This is a genomic window from Mycobacterium montefiorense (assembly GCF_003112775.1).
In the GTDB taxonomy this organism is placed as follows: Bacteria; Actinomycetota; Actinomycetes; order Mycobacteriales; family Mycobacteriaceae; genus Mycobacterium; species Mycobacterium montefiorense.
The window spans coordinates 87,870-109,841 of sequence record NZ_BFCH01000017.1; the positions used below are offsets into that span (position 1 = coordinate 87,870).

Below are 21,972 nucleotides of genomic sequence, written 5' to 3' on the forward strand. Positions count from 1 at the left end.
CAGCCCTAGCGCGCTCCGCGCACCAGGCGGCCGGGTCGGGCTCCGGTGTCGACATCTTTGCGACGGGTCACCGTCCCGCTGACGATGGTCGCCGCGTATCCGCTTGCGCCCTGCAGGATCCGGTTGCCGCCGGCCGGCAGGTCGAACGCCATCGCCGCGGGGTGCAGCGTCAGCGCGTTCATGTCGATGACGTTGATGTCGGCCTTCTTGCCCCGCTCGATGGTGCCTCGATCGGTGAGACCGAACAGGTGAGCGGTGTCGCGCGATTGCTTGCGGATCACGTACTCCAGCGACAGTTTCTCGCCGCGGTGCCGGTCGCGCGCCCAGTGCGTGAGCAGAAAGGTGGGATAGGAAGCGTCACAGATCATCCCGCAGTGGGCGCCGCCGTCGGACAGCCCGAGCACGCCGGCGGGGTGCAGCATCATCTCGCGGATCGCGTCGTGGTTGCCCTCGGCGTAGTTGAACAGCGGCAGCATCAACATGGCGGTCGCGTCCTGTTCGAGCATCAGGTCGTACAGGGTCGACAGCGGGTCTTCGCCGCGGGCTTTGGCGATAGCCGCGACGGTGCGCTCCGGGGTGGGCTCGTAGTCCGGCGGGTTGCCGAGCGCGTACAGCCGTTTCAGGGAGTGCTGCACCAAGGCGAACATTCCGTCGAACAACAGGTTCGGGTCGACGGGCAGGTCCTCATCGGACAGGATCGCGGCCTTCACTGCGGGGTCGGCCAGCCGCTGCGCGAGCTCCTCGCGGCTGCACTCCGCCTTCAGCCGGCGGAAGGTGGGCCGGTGGCTGAAACCGTTATGGCCCTGGAACCCGAACATCATGCCGAACGGCCGCGCCGCGATCTGGGGGTACAGCCGGCTGCCCGCCGCGTGCGCATCCGCGGACAGGTCCAGCATTTCGCGCCACAATTTCGGATCGGCGTCGACCTGGATCAGAGCAAACGACACCGGCCGGTCGATCTCGCCGCTCAACCGCCGCATCCATTCCAGTTCCTTCTTCGGTGCAACGATGTCCTCGCCCGCGGATCCCTGCGGTGCCAGCTCGAACACCGCCTGGCCCCCGGCCGCCATCGCGCGGCCAAGACCGAACAGCTCGTCTTCGGCGGCAAACGTGCCGGGCACCGGCTCGCCGTCCATTGCCCGGTGCCCCATCGTGCGCGACGTCGAGAACCCGAGCGCGCCGGCTTCGATCGCCTCGGTGACCAGTCGGCCCATCGCTTCGATGTCTTCGGGGGTGGCCGGCTCATTACGTGCCCCGCGCTCACCCATCGCGTAGGCGCGGATGGCGCCGTGGGCGACCTGGCTGCCCACGTCGATCGCGAACTTGTGCTTGCCGATTACGTCGAGGTATTCGGGATAGGTCTCCCAGGCCCAGTCGATGCCCTCGGTGAGCGCGGTGCCGGGGATATCCTCCACACCCTCCATCAGTTCGATCAGCCATTGCTCGCTGCCGGGCCGCACCGGCGCGAAGCCGACACCGCAGTTGCCGGTCACGATCGTCGTGACGCCGTGGCCGCTTGAAGGCTCGAGCAAACTGTCCCAGCTCACCTGGCCGTCGTAGTGGGTGTGGATGTCCACGAAACCGGGGGCCACCACATGCCCTGTTGCGTCGATGGTTTCAGCAGCCTCGCCACCCATGTCGGGGTCACCGGCACCACGTCGGACAACATCGACGATCTGGCCGTCTTTGATGCCGATATCGGCGCGGTAGCGCTCGGCGCCAGTGCCGTCGACAACGGTTCCACCGGTGATCTTGAGATCGAACACGAGCCTCCTCCGAGTCTCTTCGGGGTCGCCATGGGCTGGCTGGCCGGAGATGGTGGACGCGAGACCGGGGTGCGCCCGGCCTCGGCCGCCCATTACGCTACGCCTCGGAGCGTAAATAGTGAAGGTCTTCGTGAGAGTTGAACGAATCCTCTTGCCGCGTCGTGGTCCGCATTGTGTGCAGCGGTAGCCCCTAAGAGTTGCGCACCAAAACAGCCCATGGATTGAATTGCCTTCAGCGACTTAGTTCCACGCTGCGCGGCAGTAACGGAAAGGACGGTGGGCCATGGAGCCCGCTGATCGTGATCGCGAGCGGCAGGATCGGCCCCACGAAACACAGTCCAGTCAACGCCGCTTCGGCGCACTCACCCGGCGCGGCGCGCTCTTGGGGATGGGTGCGGTGGCCGGCGTCGCCACCGTGGACGTGGGCGGGTTCGCCTACGCGGGCGGATGGCTGCGGCCCGACGACTTGACCCCACCGCGCTTCGCCGATCGCTTCGAACACGTCTTCGGCCGCCACGATGGGTTTCGGCGTAATCACGCCAAAGGGCTCAGCGCGACGGGATCGTTCGCGAGCACGGGGGCAGGCGCGGCCATCTGCCGGGCAGCGGTCTTCCAGCAGGGCAGTGTTCCGGTGATCGGCCGGTTTTCACTGGGCGGGGGTCTGCCCGACCAGAGCGACAAGCCCGACACGGTCCGCGGTCTGGGGTTGGTCTTCCAGACTCCCAACGGCCAGCAGTGGCGCACCGCGATGGTGAGCTTTCCGGTGTTCACCGATCGCACTCCGGAAGGCTTCTACGAGCGGTTGCTCGCATCCAAACCCGTTGCCGCAACCGGCAAACCCGATCCGCAGCAGATGGCCGCATTCCTCGACCGGCATCCCGAGACGGTCGCTGCACTGAAAATCATCAAGCAGACACCACCGAGCGCGGGCTTCGCGGACAGCGCGTTTCACGGTCTGAATGCCTTCTACTTCACCAACAGCGCCGGCGCGACTGTGCCGGTGCGCTGGTCGTTGGTGTCCCTGCAGACCGCAGGGCAGGCAGCTGCCCCGCCGGCGGCTTCGGTCGACAAGGACTACTTGTTCAACGACCTCATCCACGCGGTGGCGCAGCGGCCGCTGACATGGAGGCTCGTTCTGACCATCGGCCAGCCGGGCGATCCGACTAACGACGCCACCAGGCCGTGGCCGCAATCGCGGCGGGCGATCGACGCCGGCACCATCACCATCACCGGGGTGCAGACCGAGGAAGCGGGCAACGCTCGCGACATCAACTTCGACCCGACGGTGCTGCCCGACGGCATCACCGTGTCCGACGACCCGCTGCTCGCTGCGCGGTCGGCCGTTTACGCGCGCTCGTTCACCCGCCGTGCCGAAGAACCCAAGTCGGCCAGCGAGGTCAACGTCCGCCAGGTGCTGTCATGACCGGCGACAAGATCGAAACCGCAGATGCATCAACACGTTTCACCCTTGCGTCCCGGCTTCTGCACTGGACGATGGCGCCAATGGTCGTCGTGCAGCTGCTCATTGGGGTGATCATGATCGCGTCGCTGAGCTACTACCCGTTGCTATTAGCCATCCACCGGCCGTTGGGTGTGGCGATCCTGATCTTCGCGATTGTGCGGCTGGCGAATCGGCTTACGCACCGGCCGCCGGCGTTTTTGGCCACCATGAGCCGCGTCGAGCGGCGCATCGCGACGTGTTCGGAATACGCGCTTTACGGCTTGCTTCTGGTGCAGCCGGTGATCGGCTGGGCCACGCTGTCGGCAGCCAGGCTCCCGGTCTTCCTGGTGGGGCCGGTTCGGCTGCCCGGCATCGCGCCGGTGAACGTGGATCTGTACGCGCTACTACGGGAGTGCCATGGGGTTTTCGCCTTTTTGCTGTTCGCGGCGTTTACCGCGCACATGTGCGCGGTGCTGTTCCATACGCTCGTGCTGAAGGACAGGCTGATCGATCGAATGGCACTGTGGCCCAACAGGTTGCGAGCTGCGCGGCAGGGTGAAGCAAAAATCGGCTCCTGAGTCGCGGCATCTGATCGGGATTCCCTTGGCCAGCAAGATGAATCGCCCACCGCACCCGGACTGCGGTGGGCGTACCGTCAGTACCTTTCCTGGTAGCAACGGGGTTACCCATGCTGGGCGTGTTAGCGCTATCGTCGCCATATGCACGATACGCAGTCGTTGGCGACGTTTCTGCGCGCTCGCCGCGATTTGCTGAAGCCCGCCGACGTCGGGCTGGTAGAAGGTGAGCGCCGCCGGGTTTCGGGGTTGCGCCGCGAGGAAGTCGCGATGCTGGCCGGGATCAGCGCCGAGTATTACCTGCGACTCGAGCAAGGTCGCGAACGCCAGCCTTCCGATCAGGTGCTGGAGGGTTTGGCCAGCGCGCTACAGCTCAACGACGACGCCACCCAGTACATGCGTAACCTGGCACACCCGGGGCCCCGTCGGCGACGGCGCGGCGGCACACCGGCCGAGAAGTTCGATCCCGGGCTGCAGACCCTGATCGACAATTGGCACCAGACCCCCGCATATATACAGAACCGGCAGATGACGATCCTGGCCGCCAACGCGATGGCGCGTGCGCTGTCGCCGTACTTCGCGCCGGGCATCAACCACATGCGGGCCGTATTTCTGGAACCCGGATTGCGCGACTGGGTCCGCAACTGGGACGACGTCACCTGCATTCTGACGTCATGGCTGCGCTACAACATCGCTGAGGAGAGCGCCGCCGATCCCGAACTGCAGTCCCTGATCGGTGAACTCAGCATCGCCAGCCAACGGTTCCGCACCCTGTGGGCTCGCCAGGAGGTCAAGCAGAAAACCCGCGGCCCGGCCGTGATCGACCATCCGCAGGTGGGCTTGCTGGAGCTGCGCTACCGCACCTTCGTGCTTCCCGATACCAAGCAGGTGCTGGTTACCTATTACGCCGAATCCGGCACGACGGCCGAGGAGAGGCTGCAATTGCTGTCCACCCTCATCGCCCCGCAACCGTCGCCGTGATCGCCGGCACGTAACTGACCGCGCAGCTACCAGTAGCGTCGCGGCCTGGCGGGTCTTCGTCACGCGCGAAATGCTGGACCCATACGTCTGGCAAAGGAGCGGTCGATGACCGTAGCGGGGGAGCGCGCAACCGATTCGCAAGACGCAGCGAACTTTTCGCAGCGCGTTCGGGCCAATCAACAACAACTCAGGGCTGCGCTGAAACCGCGCTATGACTTCATCGTCTGCGGCGCCGGCTCCGCTGGCTCGGTGGTGGCTCGACGATTGGCGGAGAATCTGGATGCCAGCGTCCTGTTGGTGGAAGCCGGCGGCTGCGACACCGTCCCGGCGGTCACGGAAGCAAGCCAGTGGCCGACCAACTTGGGAAGCAAACGAGACTGGGCCTTCCGCGCGGCGCCGAATCCGAGAATCAACGGGCGATCCGTTGCGATGCCGATGGGCAAAGTACTGGGCGGTGGATCCGCGGTTAACGTGATGGTTTGGGCCCGTGGGCATCGACTCGACTGGGACTTCTTCGCTGCCGAAGCCGCTGACCCGGCCTGGGGGTACGACGCGGTGCTCGAGATCTATCGCCGCATCGAAGACTGGCACGGACCCGCTGATCCGCTTCATCGCGGCACCGGCGGCCCGGTCTTCGTGCAGCCGGCTCCTGAACCGAGCCCATTGGCACCGGCCACGCTGGAGGCGGCCCGGTCGATCGGTATTCCCACGTACGAGAATCAGAACGGCCGCATGATGGAGGGCCCGGGCGGTGCGGCTATCACCGATGTCCGATTGCGTAATGGCAAGCGGCAGTCGGTCTTCCGCTCCTACACGTACCCAGTGATGGACCGTCCGAACTTGACGGTGCTTACCGACGCGCTGGTGACCCGCGTGTCGCTGGACGCAAACCGCGCGACCGGTGTGGAGATCTCTTACCACGGTTCAACTCTGGCCATCGGGGCGGATTCCGAAGTCGTGCTCTCATTGGGGACGATGCACACGCCCAAGGTGCTGATGTACTCCGGCATCGGCGACGAAGCAGAACTGCGAGGTTCGGGAATCCCAGTACGTCAGCATCTTCCGGGTGTAGGACGTAACCTGCACGATCACGTCGCGCTCTACTGCGTGTGGCAGGACCGGACGCCGCTGCCGCCGCAGAACAACATGGCCGAGTCCACGGTGTACTGGACGGTGTCCAGCTCTGATGCCCCCGACGTGTTCATCTGCCAAGTCGAAGCGCCGCTGGGAACCGACGAGACCATCGCCCGGTTCGGCTTGCCCGACGCTGGGTGGACAATGGTCGCCGGCGTCGCGCATCCCAAAAGTCGCGGTCGCGTGCGGCTGACGGGTCCGAACCCGAATAACCCAATCTGTATCGATACCAACACTTTCGGCGATCCCGATGACTTCAAAGCCGCCAATTGCGCGGTGCAGCTCAGCCGCGCAATCGCCAACGCGCCCGCGCTGGCGCCCTTCGTCAGCCGAGAGATCATGCCGGGCAACCTCAAAGGTTGTGAACGCGACCAATTCGTCCGCGACGCCGCCACCAGTTATTGGCACCCGTGCGGCACCGCGAAGATGGGCCGTACCCGCGACGCCGTCGTCGACGCAGCGCTGCGGGTCTACGGGATCGAGAACCTGCGTATCGCGGATGCCTCGATCATGCCGCGAATCACCAGCGGCAATACCATGGCGCCATGCGTGATCATCGGCGAACGGGCCGCGGAGCTACTCATTGCCGACCATTCGCGCTGACGCGGATCGCAATTCGACACCGCCCCATGGCAACCGGCTTTGCCAGAGCCCGACGATCCCCGACTTGTTCGGACAACCACGACGAGATCGGCCGTCAACATTCACCTGTCGTACACCTTCACGAAGCCGTCGCGCCAGGGGTCACCCAGACCGTTTCAGCAACCCTTCGGAGGAGACGGACATGATCAGATTGGCCTGCCTCGACATGGCGGGTACCACAGTGCTCGACGACGGTGCCGTCGTGGATGCTTTCGACGCGTCCCTGTCGGCATCGGGTTTGTCGGCCGGCAGCCCTGACTATTACGCGGCCATCCGCTATGTGCACGAGACGATGGGTCAGTCGAAAATCGACGTGTTCCAGGCGATCTTCGACGGCGATCTGCACCGCGCCGATGCGGCGAACAGTGCGTTTGAAGCGGCGTACGCCGAAGCCGTCCAGAACAATCGGCTGGCGCCGATTCCGCAGGCCGCCGAGACCATCGAAAAGCTGCGCGGATCAGGTTGTGCCGTCGTGCTCACGACGGGCTTCGCCCCGGCCACCCGCGACCACATCATCGCCGCCCTGGGGTGGGGCGACTTGATCACAATGGCGCTGTCACCGGTGGATGCGGGCCGCGGACGTCCCTACCCGGACATGGTGCTTACGGCTTTGCTGCGCACCGGCATTGAAGCCGTCGATCAGATCGCGGTCGCCGGCGACACAACGAGCGACCTGTGGGCGGGTAGCCGTGCCGGCGCGGCGATCGTCGCCGGAGTCCGCACCGGGGCACACAGCGACGCTGACTTTGCCACCGTGCCGCATACCCACGTCCTGGACTCCGTCGCCGAACTGGTCGCCTGCATCGACACCCATAACCAGGCGGTGTCGCGATGGCCACGCTGAACACCACCGGGGTGGGATTCTTGGCTGCGCTGGACACTGTCGGCATCGATTCGGGTACGCGGAAACGCCACGTGGGCAACCTCATTGCGCCGCAGGGTGCACAGCCGGTGTTGGCATGACGGCGCTCAATGGCTCCGTCGGAGCGCGGTACGCCCGCTGGGATGGGGTAGGGCAGCCGATCACGGTGGTCACGACCAGCGCGGCGACCGACCCCGGTCCGGGCCGGGTCCTGGTCGCGATCGATCTGGCCACCATCTGCGGTAGCGACCTGCACACCGTGCATGGCCGCAGGGACGCTCCACATCCGGGCATCCTCGGCCATGAACAGGTCGGCCGGGTGGTGGCAGTCGGATCCGGCTCACGTCCCCGCTACCAGAACGACGTCGAGGTGGCGATCGGCGACCGGGTGGTGTGGTCCATTACAGCGTCCTGCGGACGATGCCGCAATTGCGTGTGGGGACTGGAACAGAAGTGTCTGCATCTCAAGAAGTACGGTCACGAGGCGCTTGATAGTGCCTGGCCGCTCAACGGCGGGTTCGCCAGCCACTGTGTCCTGTTGCCGGGCACCACAATCGTCGAGGTACCCGACAGCGTGCCGGACACGGTGGCCGCACCCGCGTCGTGTGCCACGGCGACAGTTGCGGCAGTGCTCGACGCGGCCGAACTCGATCGGCACCGTGATCCCACCCGGATCCTGATCACCGGCGCGGGCATGTTGGGAGTCACCGCGGCCGCGATGGCAGACGCCCTGGGGGCCTGGGTTGCGGTATGCGATCCCGACCCGGTCCGGCAGGAGGCGGCGTACAGCTTCGGCGCCGACCTCGTTGTCGGTGATGCCGACGAGGTGCCTCCGGTCGACGTGGCGCTGGAACTGTCTGGCAGCCCGGTTGCGGTCCAGGCGTGCCTCGCCAGCCTGGATGTCGGCGGCCGGGCCGTTCTCGCGGGATCGGTGGCCGCCAGTCGGCCCGTTTCGGTCGACCCCGAGCATCTCGTTCGCAATCTCACGACGATCACTGGAGTGCACAATTACCGCCCCCTGCATCTTCGGGCTGCCGTCGATTTCCTGGCCGCTCACCACGACCGTTATCCCTTTGCCGAGCTGGTGGCAGCGGCGGCCGATCTGGATCACCTCGACGATGCGCTGCGGAGTGCGGCGGCGTCGCAATTGTTACGCCAATCCATTTGCCCCGCATGGTAATTGGTCCGTAATCCGTCCGGGTGTTGACGGGATTCCGGGTGCTGTGTCCGGTCTTACAGCGACTCCGACAACACCTGAGCGCCAGAGGTCTGCAGAAATTCAATGAAACGCGCTGCCGCAGGGGATAATTGGCGATCCTTGATCCAAACCGCTACAACTTCGCGACTGGCCAGGGGTGATGCAATAGGAATCTCGACAATGCCCTCAGAACAATGTGAATCCGGCGGTAACACCGCGACACCCAGCTTCGCTCGGACTAGACCGCGCAGAGTCGCAATCTCCTGTCCCTCGTACATCAGGCGGGGAACGAAACCTGCCGTGTGACAGAGAAGATCGAAGACCTGTCGCAAGCCGGTGCCTTCGGTCAGCGCTACGAAGGACTCTGACTCAACCTCGCGCAGATCGACATGATCTCGGTCGGCCAAATGGTGTCCCGCCCCCACCGCCAGATACAGACGCTCAGTGTCAAGAGCTACGGCACCAAAGTTTGCGCCGTCAGGAATCGGGGCCAGGATCGCTACGTCGATTAGTCCGTGACCCATTGCGTCAAGGAGTGCATCAGCGGATCCCTGCTGAAGGCGGAAAGAGATGTCGGGATACGCTGCGAGGAACGCGGCAATGAGGATTGGAACGTCGGTTCCGCCGCGGCTGGTTACGAATCCGAGGCTGACGCGGCCCCGGTCGGGATCGATGACCTCGCTCAGCTCCAATCGGGCGTTCCGTAGGAATGCCAACGCTTCTCGAGCGCCGGGCAGAAATGCTTGCCCAGCTGCGGTGCTGACAATTCCGCGACCGGACTGCTTTACCAGCGGTGCACCGGTCGCCGCCGCCAGGCGACGTATGGCCGCAGTGACTGTGGGCTGCGGGACCCCGAGCTTTTGGGCAGCACGGGTGATGTGCTGCTCCTCCAGGACGGCGACCGCAATGCGAAGGTGTGGCGCCAAAAGCGCCGACCAATCGGAATCTGACTCGATCACACCACGCAGCATATTCATTCCATATGGCGGCGCATCCCGGCACAAAGAATTCTAATTAAGCCCATTAGATTCAGCACGAGAAATGACACGACAGCCCGCTCGACATCTGGCGGTCGCTTAACCCACGCCGAGGCTGCCCATCTGATTATGGGCATTATATGAGTCGCGTCGCAACCTATGCGTACGGCCGACGAAGTCCCCGTGGGGATGGCATCCTCGGCTAGTGGATAGCGGTTCTACTGATGTAGGTGTGCAGGCGCCGCCGAGAGATGAGCGGACCGAATCGCCGCGCACTAACCACCAAACTCACATGCAAGGCGTTCATTCGAACGACTTGATGCGGAGTGAACAGTCGATCGACTGGCTGAAGCCACAACAATTCGCGGTCGCGCGCGACAAGCTTCAATCACGAAGGTGGATATGATCGATTCAGATGCCGATTGGTGGAGTGCATTCGCGCCACAACTGAGGATCGTGGTCGCGGTTTTGGAAGAGCAGCACATCACTCGCGCCGCTCGAAGGCTCGGCATTCCGCAGCCGACGGTCTCGGCAGTCATGCGCCGCGTCGGCGAAGCCGTCGGCACTCCCCTTTTCCAGCAATCGGGCCGCGGACTCATCGTCACTGCGGCGGGCCACGCACTACTGCCCAGCGCTCGGGGCGCGCTAGCGAGCCTGCACCGCGCCCGCCTTGACGTTGCTCACGCGCTCGCCCCCGACCGCGGGCGGGTCAATCTGGGATTTCTTCAGAGCCGTGGGATCCAAGAGGTGCCCTTTCTGATCGAGGCTTTCATTGCGAAATACCCGGATATTTCATTCGGACTTCAGCAAGGGTCGGACAACGAAATCATTGCGCTGATGCATAAACAAGTAATTGACGTCGCACTGGTGGCGCCGCTTCCTGACGATACCTGCCTTGAAGGCGTGGTGCTTGATGTCGAGCAGTTATATCTCGTCGTCCCCGATACCCACCGCCTTGCTTCGAGATCGTCTGTCAGGATGGAAGAACTTGGTACAGAGGGAGTCGTAGCGCTGACAACATCGTTTGGCTTGCGGCAGGTGTTTGAGAGTCTGTGTGCCGAGGCGAATTTCCGGCCGACTATAGCCTTCGAAGGACAAGGAATCGCTACCCTGCGCGGGTTCACTCGTGCGGGGCTGGGAATTGCGGTGTTACCCCGCGCATCCCAGCCTGTCCCAGGCATCGTTGAAGTACCCATCTGCAGCCGAAAAGCGTACCGAGAAGTCGGTGCAGTGTGGTTGAAAGGGCGTCGGCTGGCTCCCGCAGCACAACGATTCGTCGAACTTCTCGGTACTTTGGGCAGTCGTGGCTTGAATGAATCTCGGATCGCAGACCCGGCGATGGACCGGCCCATGATCACCGGGACCGGTTAACCTGAGGATAACGCGAGGTCGTCCGGTGTCGGTACCGATGTTGTCGGGGACGGCCCGCGGTGGCAGGGTAGGGCTCAGTCTTCGACAGGAGTTGTAGCTCTTGAGGATTGCATCACCACGGCGCGCTTGGCATCACGGTACTTGGTTTGCCGTAGCGCGGTTCCACCGATGCACCTCGCTTTGCGTAGGTACCAGGCGTGCAAGGAACCGGCGAGTGCCAGGTCTCGGTACCGGGCACTACGGCCATCGTGGTTCCCGACATCGAAGCGGATCGGGCGCCGCCGGTAAGTGCCGTCCATGACGGCGGGACAGCCAGATGCCCAACCTTTGCGGCGTGGCCGACGCCAGCCTGCACCGCGGTTGACGATGCTGAGCTGAGAGTTGGTGCACCTACCATGCCTGCCGCCGCGGCTGGGCCATTCGCGGCGACCGCGGCGGCAGGCTTTATAGCATTACCCAATTGACCAAAATTAATAAACGGATTCATCAAGTTTGAGGCCAACGAGGAGGCGTCGTTATTCGCAGATATCGTGTTGTAGCCGAATCGCGCAAAATCAAGAGGGTCGGGAACCGAAGGCGCCTGGGGTGCCGCAAGTTTTTGCAGAGCCCGCGCTATTAACATTTGAGAATGCGGTTCTTGCGACCTGGCTGCGCGAGCAACAGAATTTCCATCGCGATTAGGTGTCTCTTGCGGTGGAACAAAGGGATCCAGCCTAGCTGCTAATGACGAAGCACCCGCGTAGGTATACATGGCCTCGGCATCACACGCCCACATCTCGGCATATTCGGTCTCAGCAACGGCAATAGCAGGCATGTTTTGGCCGAAAATGTTAGTTCCGTTGAGCAGCATCAGATCCTGACGATTAGCCGCTATCAACGGGGGGGCGACACTCGCAGCGCGCGCAAGCTCGTATGCTGCGGCCGCCGCCTTGGCTTGGCAGGCAGAGCGTGCGGCCTGGTCAGCCGTCATCGCCAGCCAACTCGCGACAGTACTTGCGGCATGAAGCATGGATGCTGATGCAGCGCCCCTCCAGTGCATCCCGACAAGGTTCAGCGCCACCGATTCGTAGGCATCGGCCGCCACCCTGAGTTCGGCCGCAATTTCGTCCCAGCTACACGCGGCCGTCAGCAAGCAGCTACACCCCGGCCCGCTGTAAATTCGAGATGAATTAATTTCAGGCGGCAACATCGCATAGTCCATTTTCGGTTCGCCCCCCCACTCGCATTAATAATTTCGTCTAGCCACTACGAAATCAACCGTGTGAAAACACTTCCGCGCTGCATTTCATCGGCGTAGCCCTGAGGTACGTCCCTTATGGAGTGGATACTTGGGCTAAATCGTAGATCGACAGCCGAACAAGTCAAATGCGATTTATGATTGGATTCATTACTAATCAGATCGATTCGCCCGGCTACGACTCCGAGGGTTTAAGCACTGCCCGGGCAGGATTCGGGAATGCCTAGCCCAGCTGTGTTCGACGTCGTCGCACTATCTCGAGCGCTGGCTCGCTCGTTGAACACGTTGCGATGATGCGGCTGCCGCGTCTTGCATTGGTTGGACATGCGCCGAGTTTGGCCGTCCCAATCACACGGGCGTCGTCATGCCCGTAATGCGGCGAATTTCTATGCAGCAGAAGTATTGCGCCGCAGTTGTATACAGGCCGCCGGACTTGGTCACGGTTGGCACCGAGCCGACAGCTCAGCGATCTCGTTCTATGGTGAAGCGCCGCAACGGAAGACGTCGCCGGAATCAGTACGGCGACGACTGTTGGGCCAGATTCAGTAGGGCATAAGCCGCGCAGAGGAGGAAGTTGAGTGCGAGCAAGGTCATGCCTGCGATCAGCAGCGATCGCCCCCCCTCGCGCCGCATCTGCTTGTACTTCGCGCTACGGGCTTCACGGTCAATTTCGGCGGCGATCAACGCGAACCGGACGTCCGCCTCTTCCCTGGCTAGACAAGGTGCACCGGCCAGCATCGCCCTGAGTCGGTCCGGCGACGTTTCAACGCCGACACGCGCGAAGCGGTGGCATAGTCGCCGCGCGCGCCGGCGGCCAAGAACCTCACCGTTCATGTCCAACTGATGCGACAGACGCCCTCGCTCATTCCCCCACGGACTCGGCCGGTTCGTCATAAGCCGGAGCCTAATTCGTTGGCGCGAGGTTTCGGGTAGCCGCGCGGCTACCACCCTGGGTAACTAGGTAACCCACGACACAGTTGCTCGGTGGGTTCGGCGAAGCAGTTTGCGAGTTCCACACTCGCTCAATAGACAGATCCATTGCTGGGCTCCTGGATTGTCGTCCGGTCGAGGTACTGAACGGATCTTTACATCCGCCCGGAACGAGGTCCAATCCGAATTCGTGATGCGCGATATCCGGATTGATGATGCTGTAGCCCAGCCACTTTGGGAACCCGCGGGGCACTGGTGGGTAGTGCTTTGCGGAGCCGTTAATTTCGCGGACACCCCGCGGAGATGCCTCGCCTAATCTTCGCGGACCATAGGCCGTGTATGAGCCAGAATCCGAAGCGGTCAAGCCGCTGCGTTAGCGCTTGCGCTTCAAGGACTTGACGATGATTTGCGTGGTCAATTCGGCACGCCGACGCGAATACTGCCGCGCGTTCGACAGGATTGGATAGACCACGCCACCGACAATCGCATCGGCCGCCGACTCGGCGGTGTCCGAGTCGATGCCGTCGGCCAGCAGCCTGGTGCGGACACTGTCGTGCAGCGGCAAACTAAATCCGGCACGCAACTTGACCGCGGTCTCCTCGTGCTCCATGCCGGCGACAGTCAACGTTCGCAGCATCGCCGAGCCGCGCTCCGTGGTCAGGGTTGCGGTGAGCTTGCCTACCCACCCCAGTAAGTCGGCGGCCAGGTCGTCGGCGTGATCGACCGACGCGAGAATCTTGTCGGCGTCTTCGAGCATGACGTCGGCGACGAGGGCGGGGCGGCTGGGCCACCACCGGTAAATCGTCTGTTTTCCCACGCCGGCACGTGCTGCGACCGCCTCGATCGTCAACCCGTCGAATCCGCGCTCGAGAAGCAGTTCGCGGGTGGCGGTGACGATCGCCGTACGCGACTTCTCGCTGCGTCGCCGCGGCGTGCTCGCGTGGGTGAGATCGCTTGGCATCTGGTGATCCTCGTCTCTGTGGTCCCTCGCCGTCGTCGCCGCTGGCAGCGGGGACCGGGGTCGCTTTACATAGCTCGACCCGCCCCGGTAATCTTCCACAAGACGAGACGGTTCGTCTTGTAAGACGGAAGGATATCAGCCGGTGCGGCCGAAGCCCATGTTCGCCACAGCGCGGCCCCGGTCATGACGCTGGGGTTGACGCCGGAGCAGCAGGATCTCAGCGAAGCCGTCGGACAGTTCGCCGGCCGCCACGCCCCGATCGCCGCAACACGCGAAGACTTCGATGCCCTGGCCATCGGTCAGCTCCCCAAATGGTGGGACGCGTTGGTCACCAACGGCTTTCATGCAGTCCATCTGCCCGAACACCTCGGCGGCCAGGGTGGTCGGCTGATAGATGCCGCATGCGTGCTCGAGTCGGCGGCCAAAGCGCTGTTGCCGGGACCGCTACTTCCGACCGTGATCACCGGAGCCGTTGCGCTGCTGGCCGATCCGACACCGATCGCCGAGTCACTGCTGCGAGAGCTGGCGTCCGGGGTGCCCGCCGCGGTCGTTCTACCCGACGACGCAGACTTCCACGCACACCGTGACGGTCAGCGTTTTCTGGTCACGGGCAGCTCGACGGTCACCGCTGGCGCCTGCGCGGCTGGGGTCATCCTGGTCGGTGCTCACGCCGAGGGCGGCGAGATCATCTGGGTGCCGGTGGACACCGGATCGCCCACTGCCGTGGTCGAATCCGTCCATGGCACCGACCTGGTAGCCGACGTCGCAACACTGCGGCTCACCGACCATCTCGCGCACGAGTCTGGCATTCTCACCGGAATAGACCCGGACCGTGCGGCATGTGTCGTGGTGAGTCTGGTGGCCAGCACGACGGCCGGCATCGCACAGTGGTGCGTCGACGTGGTGACCGCACACCTGCGCACGCGAGAGCAGTTCGGCAAGGTGATCGGGACCTTCCAGGCTCTGCAGCACAGTGCGGCGATGCTGTTGGTCAACAGCGAGTTGGCCACCGCGGCGGCCTGGGACGCGGTACGGGCGGTCGACGAATCGGTCGATCAACATCGCCTCGCCGCGGCCGGGGCGGCGGCGATCGCGGTCTCGCCGATCCCGGACCTGGTGCTCGACGCCCTGACGATGCTCGGCGCCATCGGTTTCACTTGGGAACACGACGTGCATCTGTACTGGCGGCGGGCCATCAGCCTGGCGGGTTCGATCGGTCCGGCGAATCGCTGGGCGCGGCGGCTGGGCGAGATGACGTGCACCCAGACGCGCGACATGTCGGTGAATCTCGGCGACGCCGAGGCGGAATTCCGTTCCTGGGTCGCCGAAAAACTGGATGCGGCCCTGCAGCTGCGCAATGACACGCCCGCACCGCACGGCGACTATCCGGACCAAGCATCCGGGCCGCAGCGCACGTTGATCGCCGACGCCGGTCTGATGGCCCCGCACTGGCCGGCGCCGTGGGGCGTCGATGCGGGTCCGTTGAAACAGCTCATCATCGACGAGGAGTTCGCCAAGCGACCCGCGCTGGTTCGGCTGTCGCTGAACATCGCCGAGTGGATCCTGCCCTCGGTGCTGGCAGCCGCGCCAAAAGGGTTGCAGGAGGCACTGATTCCGCCGACACAGCGCGGGGACATCCATTGGTGCCAGCTGTTCAGTGAGCCGGGAGCCGGCTCGGACCTCGCATCGCTGGCCACCAGGGCGACCAAGGTCGACGGTGGCTGGCGGATCAACGGCCACAAGATCTGGACGTCGTTGGCGCAGTATGCCGACCTGGGCGCGTTGCTGGCCCGGACCGACCCCGAAGCCAGCAAGCACCGCGGCATCGGTTACTTCATCGTCGACATGCGATCGCCCGGCATCGAGATCCAGCCGATCAAGACGGCGACCGGTCAGGCGCATTTCAACGAGGTCTTCCTTAACGACGTCTTCATCCCCGACGAGATGCTGCTGGGCGGCCCCACCGACGGCTGGGGCCTGGCGATCGCGACCATGGCCGAAGAGCGTTCGGCCATCAGCGGATACGTAAAGTTCGACCGCGCGGTCGCGATCCGTCAGCTGGCGGCGCAACCCGGACCCGATCGTGACGACGCGCTGCGCGAGCTGGGCGAGCTCGACGCCTACACCAACGCGATCAGGGCGCTCGGAGTGCGGGAAACCATTCGATTGCTCGACGGGCAGGCGTCCGGTCCGGCGTCGAGCATCGCGAAGGTAGCGATGAACGTGCTGCTGCGGCGAACCTTCCAGGCCACACTCCAGCTGACCGGTCAGGTGGCGATGGTCGATGACCCCGACGCCGCGGTCGTGGAGCCCTATCTGCATCTGCCGGCCGAGTTGATCGGTGGCGGGACACGGGAGATTCAGCTGAACATCATCGCGCAGATGATCCTCGGTTTACCACGGAAATAAGGACACGGCATGGGATTACGTGGCGAAGCCGCGATCGTCGGGTATGTCGAGCTGCCACCTGAGCGGCTGAACAAGGCCTCACCCGCACCCTTCGTCCTCGAGCAATGGGCGGAACTATCCGCCGCGGCACTCGACGATGCGGGACTGTCGGGGGACGTGGTCAACGGGATCGTCGCCTCCCATCTTGCCGAGTCGGAGATCTTCGTCCCCTCCACAATTGCCGAATACCTCGGCGTAGGAGCACGATTCGCCGAGCACGTGGATCTCGGCGGAGCCAGCGCCGCCGCCATGGTGTGGCGCGCTGCGGCCGCGGTCGAACTCGGCATCTGTGATGCCGTGCTGTGTGCACTGCCGGCGCGCTACATCACGCCGTCGTCCAAACGGAAGCCCAGACCGATGGTGGACGCGATGTTCTTCGGCTCGTCAAGCAACCAATACGGCTCTCCGCAAGCAGAATTCGAGATCCCCTACGGAAACCTCGGCCAGAACGGGCCGTACGGCCAGGTGGCTCAGCGTTATGCGGCGATCTACGGATACGACGAGCGGGCGATGGCCAAGATCGTCGTCGATACCCGCACCAATGCCAATCACACCGACGGTGCGATCTGGAAGGACAAGCCACTGTCCGTCGAGGACGTACTTGCCAGCCCGGTGATCGCCGACCCGCTGCACATGCTCGAGATCGTCATGCCTTGCGTCGGGGGCGCCGCGGTCGTCGTCGCCAACGCCGACATCGCCAAGCATTCGCGCAATCGTCCGGTGTGGATCAAGGGATTTGGCGAACACGTGCCGTTCAAGACACCCACCTATGCCGAGGATCTGCTGTCGACTCCGATCGCGGCGGCCGCCGATACCGCCTTCGCTATGACGGATTTGACCCGCGCGCAGATGGACATGGTGTCGATCTACGACTGCTACACAATCACCGTGCTGCTGTCGCTGGAGGACGCGGGCTTCTGCGAAAAGGGCACCGGGATGGAGTTCGTCGCGAACCACGACCTGACCTTCCGGGGCGATTTCCCGCTCAACACCGCCGGCGGTCAGCTCGGCTTCGGCCAAGCGGGATTGGCCGGCGGTATGCACCACGTCTGCGATGCCACCCGCCAGATCATGGGACGTGCCGGCGCGGCACAGGTTGCGGACTGCAACCGTGCTTTCGTGTCGGGCAATGGCGGAATCCTTTCCGAGCAGACGACGCTCATCCTGCAGGGAGACTGAGGACACATGGTAAGTTTCGATCGTCCGATGCCTGTCAAAACGCCTACCACCGCACCATTTTGGGATGCGCTGGCCCAGCACCGCATTGTGATTCAGTACTCGCCGTCGTCAGAGGCGTATGTGTTCTATCCGCGGATACGTGCGCCACGCACGCTGGCTGATGACCTGGAATGGCGCGAGATATCCGGTATGGGCACGTTGTATTCCTTTACCGTGGCGCACCGTCCCGTCAGCCCGCATTTTGCCGACGCCGTACCGCAACTGCTCGCCATCGTCGAATGGGATGAGGGACCAAGGTTTTCCACCGAAATGGTCAATGTCGAACAGGCCGACCTCAGCGTCGGTATGCGGGTGCGGCCGGTGTTCTTCGACTATCCCGAACACGACGTCACGATGTTGCGCTACGAGCCGGCGGACTAGGCGCGGCGAACGTCCGGCCAGCTGCACGCTCGGCAGATCGCCGTTACTTGAGTTGTTCGGTCGGAACGTGGTAGCGCTCCTGGTAGGCGCGCACTCGTTCACGCACCTCGTCGGCATCTAAGCCGGTGTCCGACCAGGTGTAGCGGCCGTGGCCGCCGTCACCGGGATGGGCGGCTAAAAAGTCGCGCATCTTCTGCTCGGCTTCGGGCCGCAGTTCGCGGCCCAGCTTCTGGTAGATGTCGGCGATGGTGTGCAGGGGATCCTTCATGAAATCCGTGAACTGCACGTCGATTATCCGGCCGTCCGGGACTACGCCCTTGTCGCGCAGCGCGATCCCGCGATCGAGGCCGACGACGATTTCCTCGTACGACTGTGCCGCGCACTCGGCGATGTTCGTCTCGTCGCTGCCCATCCGCCGCAAGTGATTGGTCAGCGCGGCGATCGACGAGATGACATTGAGCGGATCGCGGTGCGTCTGCACCACCAACGCGTCGGGGTATTCGGCCAGCAACTTATCCAGCTGCCACAGATGGGCCGGCGACTTCAGCAGCCACTGTCCTTGGACACCAGATTGCAGATGCTGCAAGAAGATTCGATGGAAGCGGTAGGCGCCGGTGTGGTCGGCGTCGTACATCAGCCAGCGGGAGTAGCTCGGCAGACGGTACTGCACCGAGAAGATCATGCTGGTGAATTCACTGGCCGTGATGCGAACACACTCCTGGCCGACGAGGGCGCCCATCGGATGAAATTTCAGGAAGCCGGGAATGATCTGCTCGGACATTTCGATGGTGGCCTGCGTCTGTGCGATACGCGGATCGGTCTGATAGGTCTCGGGCTGCGGGACCGGGCATGGTGCGTCGACCTCCCACGTCAACGGTGCCCGCAGTTCGGGATCCTGGGCCAGCAGGTCAAAGATGATCGTCGTCCCGGTGCGGGGTTGACCGACGATGAAGATCGGCGAAGTGATTGGCTTGTCCCCGATTTCGGGGTGCTCCTTGCGCCACGCGGTCACGCCGAGCCGGCTGGTCAGGGCGCGGATCATGTCGAGGTGAGCGACCTCCACGCCGATCGCCGATAGCCGCGCCTCGTTGATCAGGCCGTCGGCGACCCGCTCCAGTCCGGGCTGCCAGCCGTCCTCGCCGAAGTCGTCGCTGCCGGCCTGGTCGCAGGCGGCAGCGATAACGTTCTCCGGGGCGAAGCGCTCCTGCAGCGTCATGCCTGTGCCTGGGCGTCGCGCACCCAAACCTTCACGTCGGGTGCGGTGGGGTTGTCCAGCCAGCGCAGGACCACGAATCCGCGATGGCGGCCACCGGTATCGAGCCAATGCCCAAACCCGAAGTCTTGTGCGGAGATCGCGATGCGCACCCGCCCGTCGGCGTCTGGCCGCACTCCGCGATTGGTCACCGAACTGTGCCGGCGGCGCGGCTCGTTGCACTCGTGCCAGACGCTTTCCAGCGTGACGTTCCAATACCGGGTGTCGGGCGGCTCGATGTCGAGCACCAGCGCCTGGCCGGGATCGAGCCGGTAGGTGCCCATCATGTACAGGTTGTCCGGTGTGGTGTCGGCCGCCCCGAGGTCGGCGGCCTCGGCCGTCAGCAGCGTGTTCGGCTGCTGCAACAGCTCCGGCTTGATGGTGCGGTGCAGCGTGGTGAGCTTCATCAGCGACCACGCCATCGCGGTGAATTGCTCGGCCAGTTCGCCATCGGACAGCGGGGTCACCGGATCGGGGTTGAGCGCCTCGATCCGGATGGTCGCCAGCTGTTCGGAGTTGCGATCACCGATGTACTCCCGGACGACCACCGACGACGCGTCATCGGGGATCTGTATCCACTGCACGTCGCCGAGGTCGGCGGGCTCGTCGGCCGAGAGCACCAGCGTGAACTCACCGGAATTCAGGTCCAGGTTCGTGTCGCCGAGGTAGTTGGACATCCGCCGCGGAGTCAGGCCGGTGCCGGCCAGGATCTGGAACCCCAGGTAAGCCGTCGTGCCGCGGGTACCGGTGATCCGATAGCGCCGATCGCCGCGGATCATCGCCAGGAAGTAATTGCCGTCGGGATTGGGCCCGCCGATCATCCGGGTGTCCGAACACATATCGAAGAAGGCCGGGCGGGCAGTGTCGGCCTCGACTGCCATCTGTGAGCACAGCGACGACACCCGGGCGATGACCCGCAGTCCTTCGAGCAGCTCGCGTTCGGATTCGGCGTCCTCGGTCACGATCTTGGTGACGTCGGTGATCATTTGCTGAAAGAACTGCCACGCGGCCCGCGCTTGCGGGGCTACCTGATCGGCCAACCCCGACGCCAATGCATGAGACATAGTCTCATGTTAAGCCAATGGGCGGCGTTCTGAACAGTGATTCGCCGGAATAACGCCCACGAAGGCGGATCACTTGAAGTGCGACTTGTCGATCTGTGCGTGCACCCCGACAGTGCGGTCGACCACCTGAGAGACGGAGAAGTCGGCCGCGGCGGACAGGTACGCGTAGGCCGTCGCCCGATCCATGCCCCGGTCGGTCTCGAGAAAGTCCAGGGCATTGACCACCGCCCGGCGCATCGCCACGTTGAGGTCGTTGATCTGCCCGTTGACACTGGCATCGGGATCGGACAACCCGATCGGCACCCAGAGATCGGCAGTCTCGGCAAACGGGTAGCGGAAGGCCACCGACGGCGCATCGCCCGATTTCGGTTTGCACACCGTGAGCCGAAAAGTTCCCCGCAACGACCCTTCCATCGCGGTGAGCGCGACTTCGCCACTTCCCATCGCATGGTGCGGGTCACCGGCATAAAAGAGCGCGCCTTCGGCGAACACCGGTAGATAGAAAGTGGAACCCACGCCCAGCAACCGAATATCGATGTTGCCCCCGCCCAGCGTGGGCGGAATCGAATTGGCACTCGCCGCCGTGAGGTCGGAATCCTGAGAGAAGGCGACCCCCATCATGCCCATGAACGGGTTGAGTCCGAATCGCACCGACGCTTTGCCGTAGCGCATCACGCCGTGCCCTTCCTCGATGGCGGTGAACGTGAAGGAATTGCCGTACTTCGTCGAGTCGGGGTTGGGCCGGTGGTCTTGGCTCACCGGCGGCATGACCTCCCCGAGGGCGATTCCCGCGGGTGCCTTCCCGTCCGGGGTTCTCGCCAATGCGCCCTTGCCGTGCCGGCTGGAGACGACGCCGTAGGGTACTCGCGGTATCGCTTCAAGCGTCTCGATCTTGAGCACATCGCCCGGCTGTGCGCCCTCGACGAACACCGGCCCGGTGACGACGTGGGGCCCGTCCTTGTCGAAATCGCGTGGGGTGCGCCGATATTCCGCCGCGATCGCAATGGCGTCGGCGAGAACATCGGATTGGGGCACGCCGTTGGACCCGAAGTACGCCACTGGATTGCGGCCCTGGTCCTCGAGGATGCCCTCGTGTGAGACGGTGTCGATGGTGATGGTTTCGCCCGACTTCATTCGCAGCACCGGTTTGGCGTGCACGTTGGGGACATAGCCCCAGAGCACCTGGTCGGGTGTGGACTGCAGGTAGTGATTAGCCACGAGATTGCCCTCGCCCGGCTGCAGAATCCTCGGCACACCCAGAGTCGAAGCGGCCGCACCGGTTCTGGTGCAACCGGCTGCGATGCCGACTACGCCGACCCCGGCACCGATTGCCGCGACGGCCCTGACGAAATCGCGTCGGCCAACACCTTCGACAAGGGTGTCGCGTGCGCTTTGCCCAAAACTTTGATCCATTGGTCGTCTCCAGGAATGTCGAGTTGGTCGACGTGTTCAACGGATCTTCGCAGCCACGAATAATCGCGGTCCAATAGGAATTCGTGATGAGCGCGATTCGTGTTGATGATAATGCTGCACA

Annotated in this window: 19 protein-coding genes and 1 pseudogene; 11 read left to right on the plus strand and 9 right to left on the minus strand. The window is 63.9% G+C overall.

Translation table 11 applies throughout. From position 1 onward, the window contains the following. Nucleotides 1-5: 5 nt before the first annotated feature. A complete protein-coding gene (locus DB708_RS10385; protein ID WP_261859421.1) occupies nucleotides 6-1,859 on the minus strand; it encodes an N-acyl-D-amino-acid deacylase family protein in 1,854 nt (617 codons plus the stop codon). A 190-nt stretch (nucleotides 1,860-2,049) separates the two neighbouring features. On the opposite strand from DB708_RS10385, the gene DB708_RS10390 reads away from it, so the two are divergent. The 7 genes from DB708_RS10390 to DB708_RS10415 all read left to right on the plus strand — a co-directional run bounded on the left by DB708_RS10390 (nucleotide 2,050) and on the right by DB708_RS10415 (nucleotide 8,581). Further along, nucleotides 2,050-3,189: a catalase family peroxidase gene (locus DB708_RS10390; protein WP_409347584.1), complete on the plus strand. Its 1,140-nt coding sequence runs from the start codon at nucleotides 2,050-2,052 to the stop codon at nucleotides 3,187-3,189. Continuing rightward, complete coding sequence (locus DB708_RS10395) at nucleotides 3,186-3,785, plus strand: cytochrome b (protein WP_108921863.1); 600 nt, start codon at nucleotides 3,186-3,188, stop codon at nucleotides 3,783-3,785. The genes DB708_RS10390 and DB708_RS10395 overlap by 4 nt, the downstream gene beginning before the upstream one ends. Nucleotides 3,786-3,926: 141 nt before the next feature. Beyond that, complete coding sequence (locus DB708_RS10400) at nucleotides 3,927-4,763, plus strand: helix-turn-helix domain-containing protein (RefSeq protein ID WP_108921864.1); 837 nt, start codon at nucleotides 3,927-3,929, stop codon at nucleotides 4,761-4,763. Nucleotides 4,764-4,868: 105 nt separating this feature from the next. Beyond that, nucleotides 4,869-6,500 (plus strand): GMC family oxidoreductase, encoded by a 1,632-nt coding sequence (locus tag DB708_RS10405; RefSeq protein WP_108921865.1) that lies wholly within the window; start codon nucleotides 4,869-4,871, stop codon nucleotides 6,498-6,500. 181 nt (nucleotides 6,501-6,681) lie between these two features. Next, complete coding sequence (locus DB708_RS10410; protein WP_108921866.1) at nucleotides 6,682-7,383, plus strand: HAD family hydrolase; 702 nt, start codon at nucleotides 6,682-6,684, stop codon at nucleotides 7,381-7,383. After that, nucleotides 7,371-7,502, plus strand: a complete 132-nt coding sequence (locus DB708_RS27940) for a hypothetical protein (RefSeq protein ID WP_261859422.1) — start codon at nucleotides 7,371-7,373, stop codon at nucleotides 7,500-7,502. Before DB708_RS10410 ends, DB708_RS27940 begins: the two co-directional genes overlap by 13 nt. Continuing rightward, nucleotides 7,499-8,581 carry a zinc-binding dehydrogenase gene (locus DB708_RS10415; protein WP_108921867.1) on the plus strand — a complete coding sequence of 361 codons (1,083 nt, stop codon included), beginning with the start codon at nucleotides 7,499-7,501 and terminating at the stop codon, nucleotides 8,579-8,581. The genes DB708_RS27940 and DB708_RS10415 overlap by 4 nt, the downstream gene beginning before the upstream one ends. 53 nt (nucleotides 8,582-8,634) lie before the next feature. Here DB708_RS10415 and DB708_RS10420 read toward each other — a convergent pair whose 3' ends face one another. Further along, on the minus strand, nucleotides 8,635-9,291 hold the full coding sequence (locus DB708_RS10420) for a LysR substrate-binding domain-containing protein (protein ID WP_235616722.1): 657 nt from the start codon (nucleotides 9,289-9,291) through the stop codon (nucleotides 8,635-8,637). Between the two features lie 63 nt (nucleotides 9,292-9,354). After that, nucleotides 9,355-9,576, minus strand: a pseudogene (locus DB708_RS28190) (helix-turn-helix domain-containing protein); the annotation flags it as partial. 402 nt (nucleotides 9,577-9,978) lie between these two features. Here DB708_RS28190 and DB708_RS10425 point away from each other — a divergent pair. Continuing rightward, nucleotides 9,979-10,947 carry a LysR family transcriptional regulator gene (locus tag DB708_RS10425; RefSeq protein ID WP_108921869.1) on the plus strand — a complete coding sequence of 323 codons (969 nt, stop codon included), beginning with the start codon at nucleotides 9,979-9,981 and terminating at the stop codon, nucleotides 10,945-10,947. A gap of 112 nt (nucleotides 10,948-11,059) precedes the next feature. Here DB708_RS10425 and DB708_RS10430 read toward each other — a convergent pair whose 3' ends face one another. From DB708_RS10430 to DB708_RS10440, 3 genes are all read right to left on the minus strand, one after another. Next, nucleotides 11,060-12,148, minus strand: a complete 1,089-nt coding sequence (locus DB708_RS10430; protein WP_108921870.1) for a PPE family protein — start codon at nucleotides 12,146-12,148, stop codon at nucleotides 11,060-11,062. A 549-nt stretch (nucleotides 12,149-12,697) separates the two neighbouring features. After that, nucleotides 12,698-13,018, minus strand: coding sequence for a hypothetical protein (locus tag DB708_RS10435; protein WP_108921871.1), 321 nt, complete (start codon nucleotides 13,016-13,018; stop codon nucleotides 12,698-12,700). Between the two features lie 469 nt (nucleotides 13,019-13,487). Then, complete coding sequence (locus DB708_RS10440; protein WP_108921872.1) at nucleotides 13,488-14,075, minus strand: TetR/AcrR family transcriptional regulator; 588 nt, start codon at nucleotides 14,073-14,075, stop codon at nucleotides 13,488-13,490. Nucleotides 14,076-14,258: 183 nt separating this feature from the next. Here DB708_RS10440 and DB708_RS10445 point away from each other — a divergent pair, with 183 nt between their 5' ends. From DB708_RS10445 to DB708_RS10455, 3 genes are read left to right on the plus strand one after another with little or no spacing between them, the layout of a single operon-like run. Continuing rightward, nucleotides 14,259-16,484 (plus strand): acyl-CoA dehydrogenase, encoded by a 2,226-nt coding sequence (locus tag DB708_RS10445; protein WP_108921873.1) that lies wholly within the window; start codon nucleotides 14,259-14,261, stop codon nucleotides 16,482-16,484. Nucleotides 16,485-16,493: 9 nt separating this feature from the next. Further along, the gene (locus DB708_RS10450) at nucleotides 16,494-17,702 is read left to right on the plus strand and encodes a thiolase family protein (RefSeq protein ID WP_108921874.1); all 1,209 of its coding nucleotides are present in this window, start codon (nucleotides 16,494-16,496) and stop codon (nucleotides 17,700-17,702) included. Nucleotides 17,703-17,708: 6 nt separating this feature from the next. Beyond that, nucleotides 17,709-18,122, plus strand: a complete 414-nt coding sequence (locus tag DB708_RS10455; RefSeq protein ID WP_108921875.1) for a Zn-ribbon domain-containing OB-fold protein — start codon at nucleotides 17,709-17,711, stop codon at nucleotides 18,120-18,122. 43 nt (nucleotides 18,123-18,165) lie between these two features. Here DB708_RS10455 and DB708_RS10460 read toward each other — a convergent pair whose 3' ends face one another. The 3 genes from DB708_RS10460 to DB708_RS10470 form a co-directional block, all read right to left on the minus strand. Then, nucleotides 18,166-19,338 (minus strand): sulfotransferase family protein, encoded by a 1,173-nt coding sequence (locus DB708_RS10460; protein WP_108921876.1) that lies wholly within the window; start codon nucleotides 19,336-19,338, stop codon nucleotides 18,166-18,168. Further along, on the minus strand, nucleotides 19,335-20,438 hold the full coding sequence (locus DB708_RS10465) for a DUF1214 domain-containing protein (RefSeq protein ID WP_108921877.1): 1,104 nt from the start codon (nucleotides 20,436-20,438) through the stop codon (nucleotides 19,335-19,337). Before DB708_RS10465 ends, DB708_RS10460 begins: the two co-directional genes overlap by 4 nt. Before the next feature lie 69 nt (nucleotides 20,439-20,507). Then, nucleotides 20,508-21,851, minus strand: coding sequence for an acetamidase/formamidase family protein (locus DB708_RS10470; protein WP_108921878.1), 1,344 nt, complete (start codon nucleotides 21,849-21,851; stop codon nucleotides 20,508-20,510). Nucleotides 21,852-21,972 lie beyond the last annotated feature (121 nt).

What these genes read in the sequence shown, in the direction of transcription:
- DB708_RS10385 (WP_261859421.1), bottom strand. Translation starts at nt 1,859, where the DNA reads ATGGGCGGCCGAGGCCGGGCGCACCCCGGTCTCGCGTCCACCATCTCC.
- DB708_RS10390 (WP_409347584.1), top strand. Translation starts at nt 2,050, where the DNA reads ATGGAGCCCGCTGATCGTGATCGCGAGCGGCAGGATCGGCCCCACGAA.
- DB708_RS10395 (WP_108921863.1), top strand. Translation starts at nt 3,186, where the DNA reads ATGACCGGCGACAAGATCGAAACCGCAGATGCATCAACACGTTTCACC.
- DB708_RS10400 (WP_108921864.1), top strand. Translation starts at nt 3,927, where the DNA reads ATGCACGATACGCAGTCGTTGGCGACGTTTCTGCGCGCTCGCCGCGAT.
- DB708_RS10405 (WP_108921865.1), top strand. Translation starts at nt 4,869, where the DNA reads ATGACCGTAGCGGGGGAGCGCGCAACCGATTCGCAAGACGCAGCGAAC.
- DB708_RS10410 (WP_108921866.1), top strand. Translation starts at nt 6,682, where the DNA reads ATGATCAGATTGGCCTGCCTCGACATGGCGGGTACCACAGTGCTCGAC.
- DB708_RS27940 (WP_261859422.1), top strand. Translation starts at nt 7,371, where the DNA reads ATGGCCACGCTGAACACCACCGGGGTGGGATTCTTGGCTGCGCTGGAC.
- DB708_RS10415 (WP_108921867.1), top strand. Translation starts at nt 7,499, where the DNA reads ATGACGGCGCTCAATGGCTCCGTCGGAGCGCGGTACGCCCGCTGGGAT.
- DB708_RS10425 (WP_108921869.1), top strand. Translation starts at nt 9,979, where the DNA reads ATGATCGATTCAGATGCCGATTGGTGGAGTGCATTCGCGCCACAACTG.
- DB708_RS10430 (WP_108921870.1), bottom strand. Translation starts at nt 12,148, where the DNA reads ATGGACTATGCGATGTTGCCGCCTGAAATTAATTCATCTCGAATTTAC.
- DB708_RS10435 (WP_108921871.1), bottom strand. Translation starts at nt 13,018, where the DNA reads ATGAACGGTGAGGTTCTTGGCCGCCGGCGCGCGCGGCGACTATGCCAC.
- DB708_RS10440 (WP_108921872.1), bottom strand. Translation starts at nt 14,075, where the DNA reads ATGCCAAGCGATCTCACCCACGCGAGCACGCCGCGGCGACGCAGCGAG.
- DB708_RS10445 (WP_108921873.1), top strand. Translation starts at nt 14,259, where the DNA reads ATGACGCTGGGGTTGACGCCGGAGCAGCAGGATCTCAGCGAAGCCGTC.
- DB708_RS10450 (WP_108921874.1), top strand. Translation starts at nt 16,494, where the DNA reads ATGGGATTACGTGGCGAAGCCGCGATCGTCGGGTATGTCGAGCTGCCA.
- DB708_RS10455 (WP_108921875.1), top strand. Translation starts at nt 17,709, where the DNA reads ATGGTAAGTTTCGATCGTCCGATGCCTGTCAAAACGCCTACCACCGCA.
- DB708_RS10460 (WP_108921876.1), bottom strand. Translation starts at nt 19,338, where the DNA reads ATGACGCTGCAGGAGCGCTTCGCCCCGGAGAACGTTATCGCTGCCGCC.
- DB708_RS10465 (WP_108921877.1), bottom strand. Translation starts at nt 20,438, where the DNA reads ATGTCTCATGCATTGGCGTCGGGGTTGGCCGATCAGGTAGCCCCGCAA.
- DB708_RS10470 (WP_108921878.1), bottom strand. Translation starts at nt 21,851, where the DNA reads ATGGATCAAAGTTTTGGGCAAAGCGCACGCGACACCCTTGTCGAAGGT.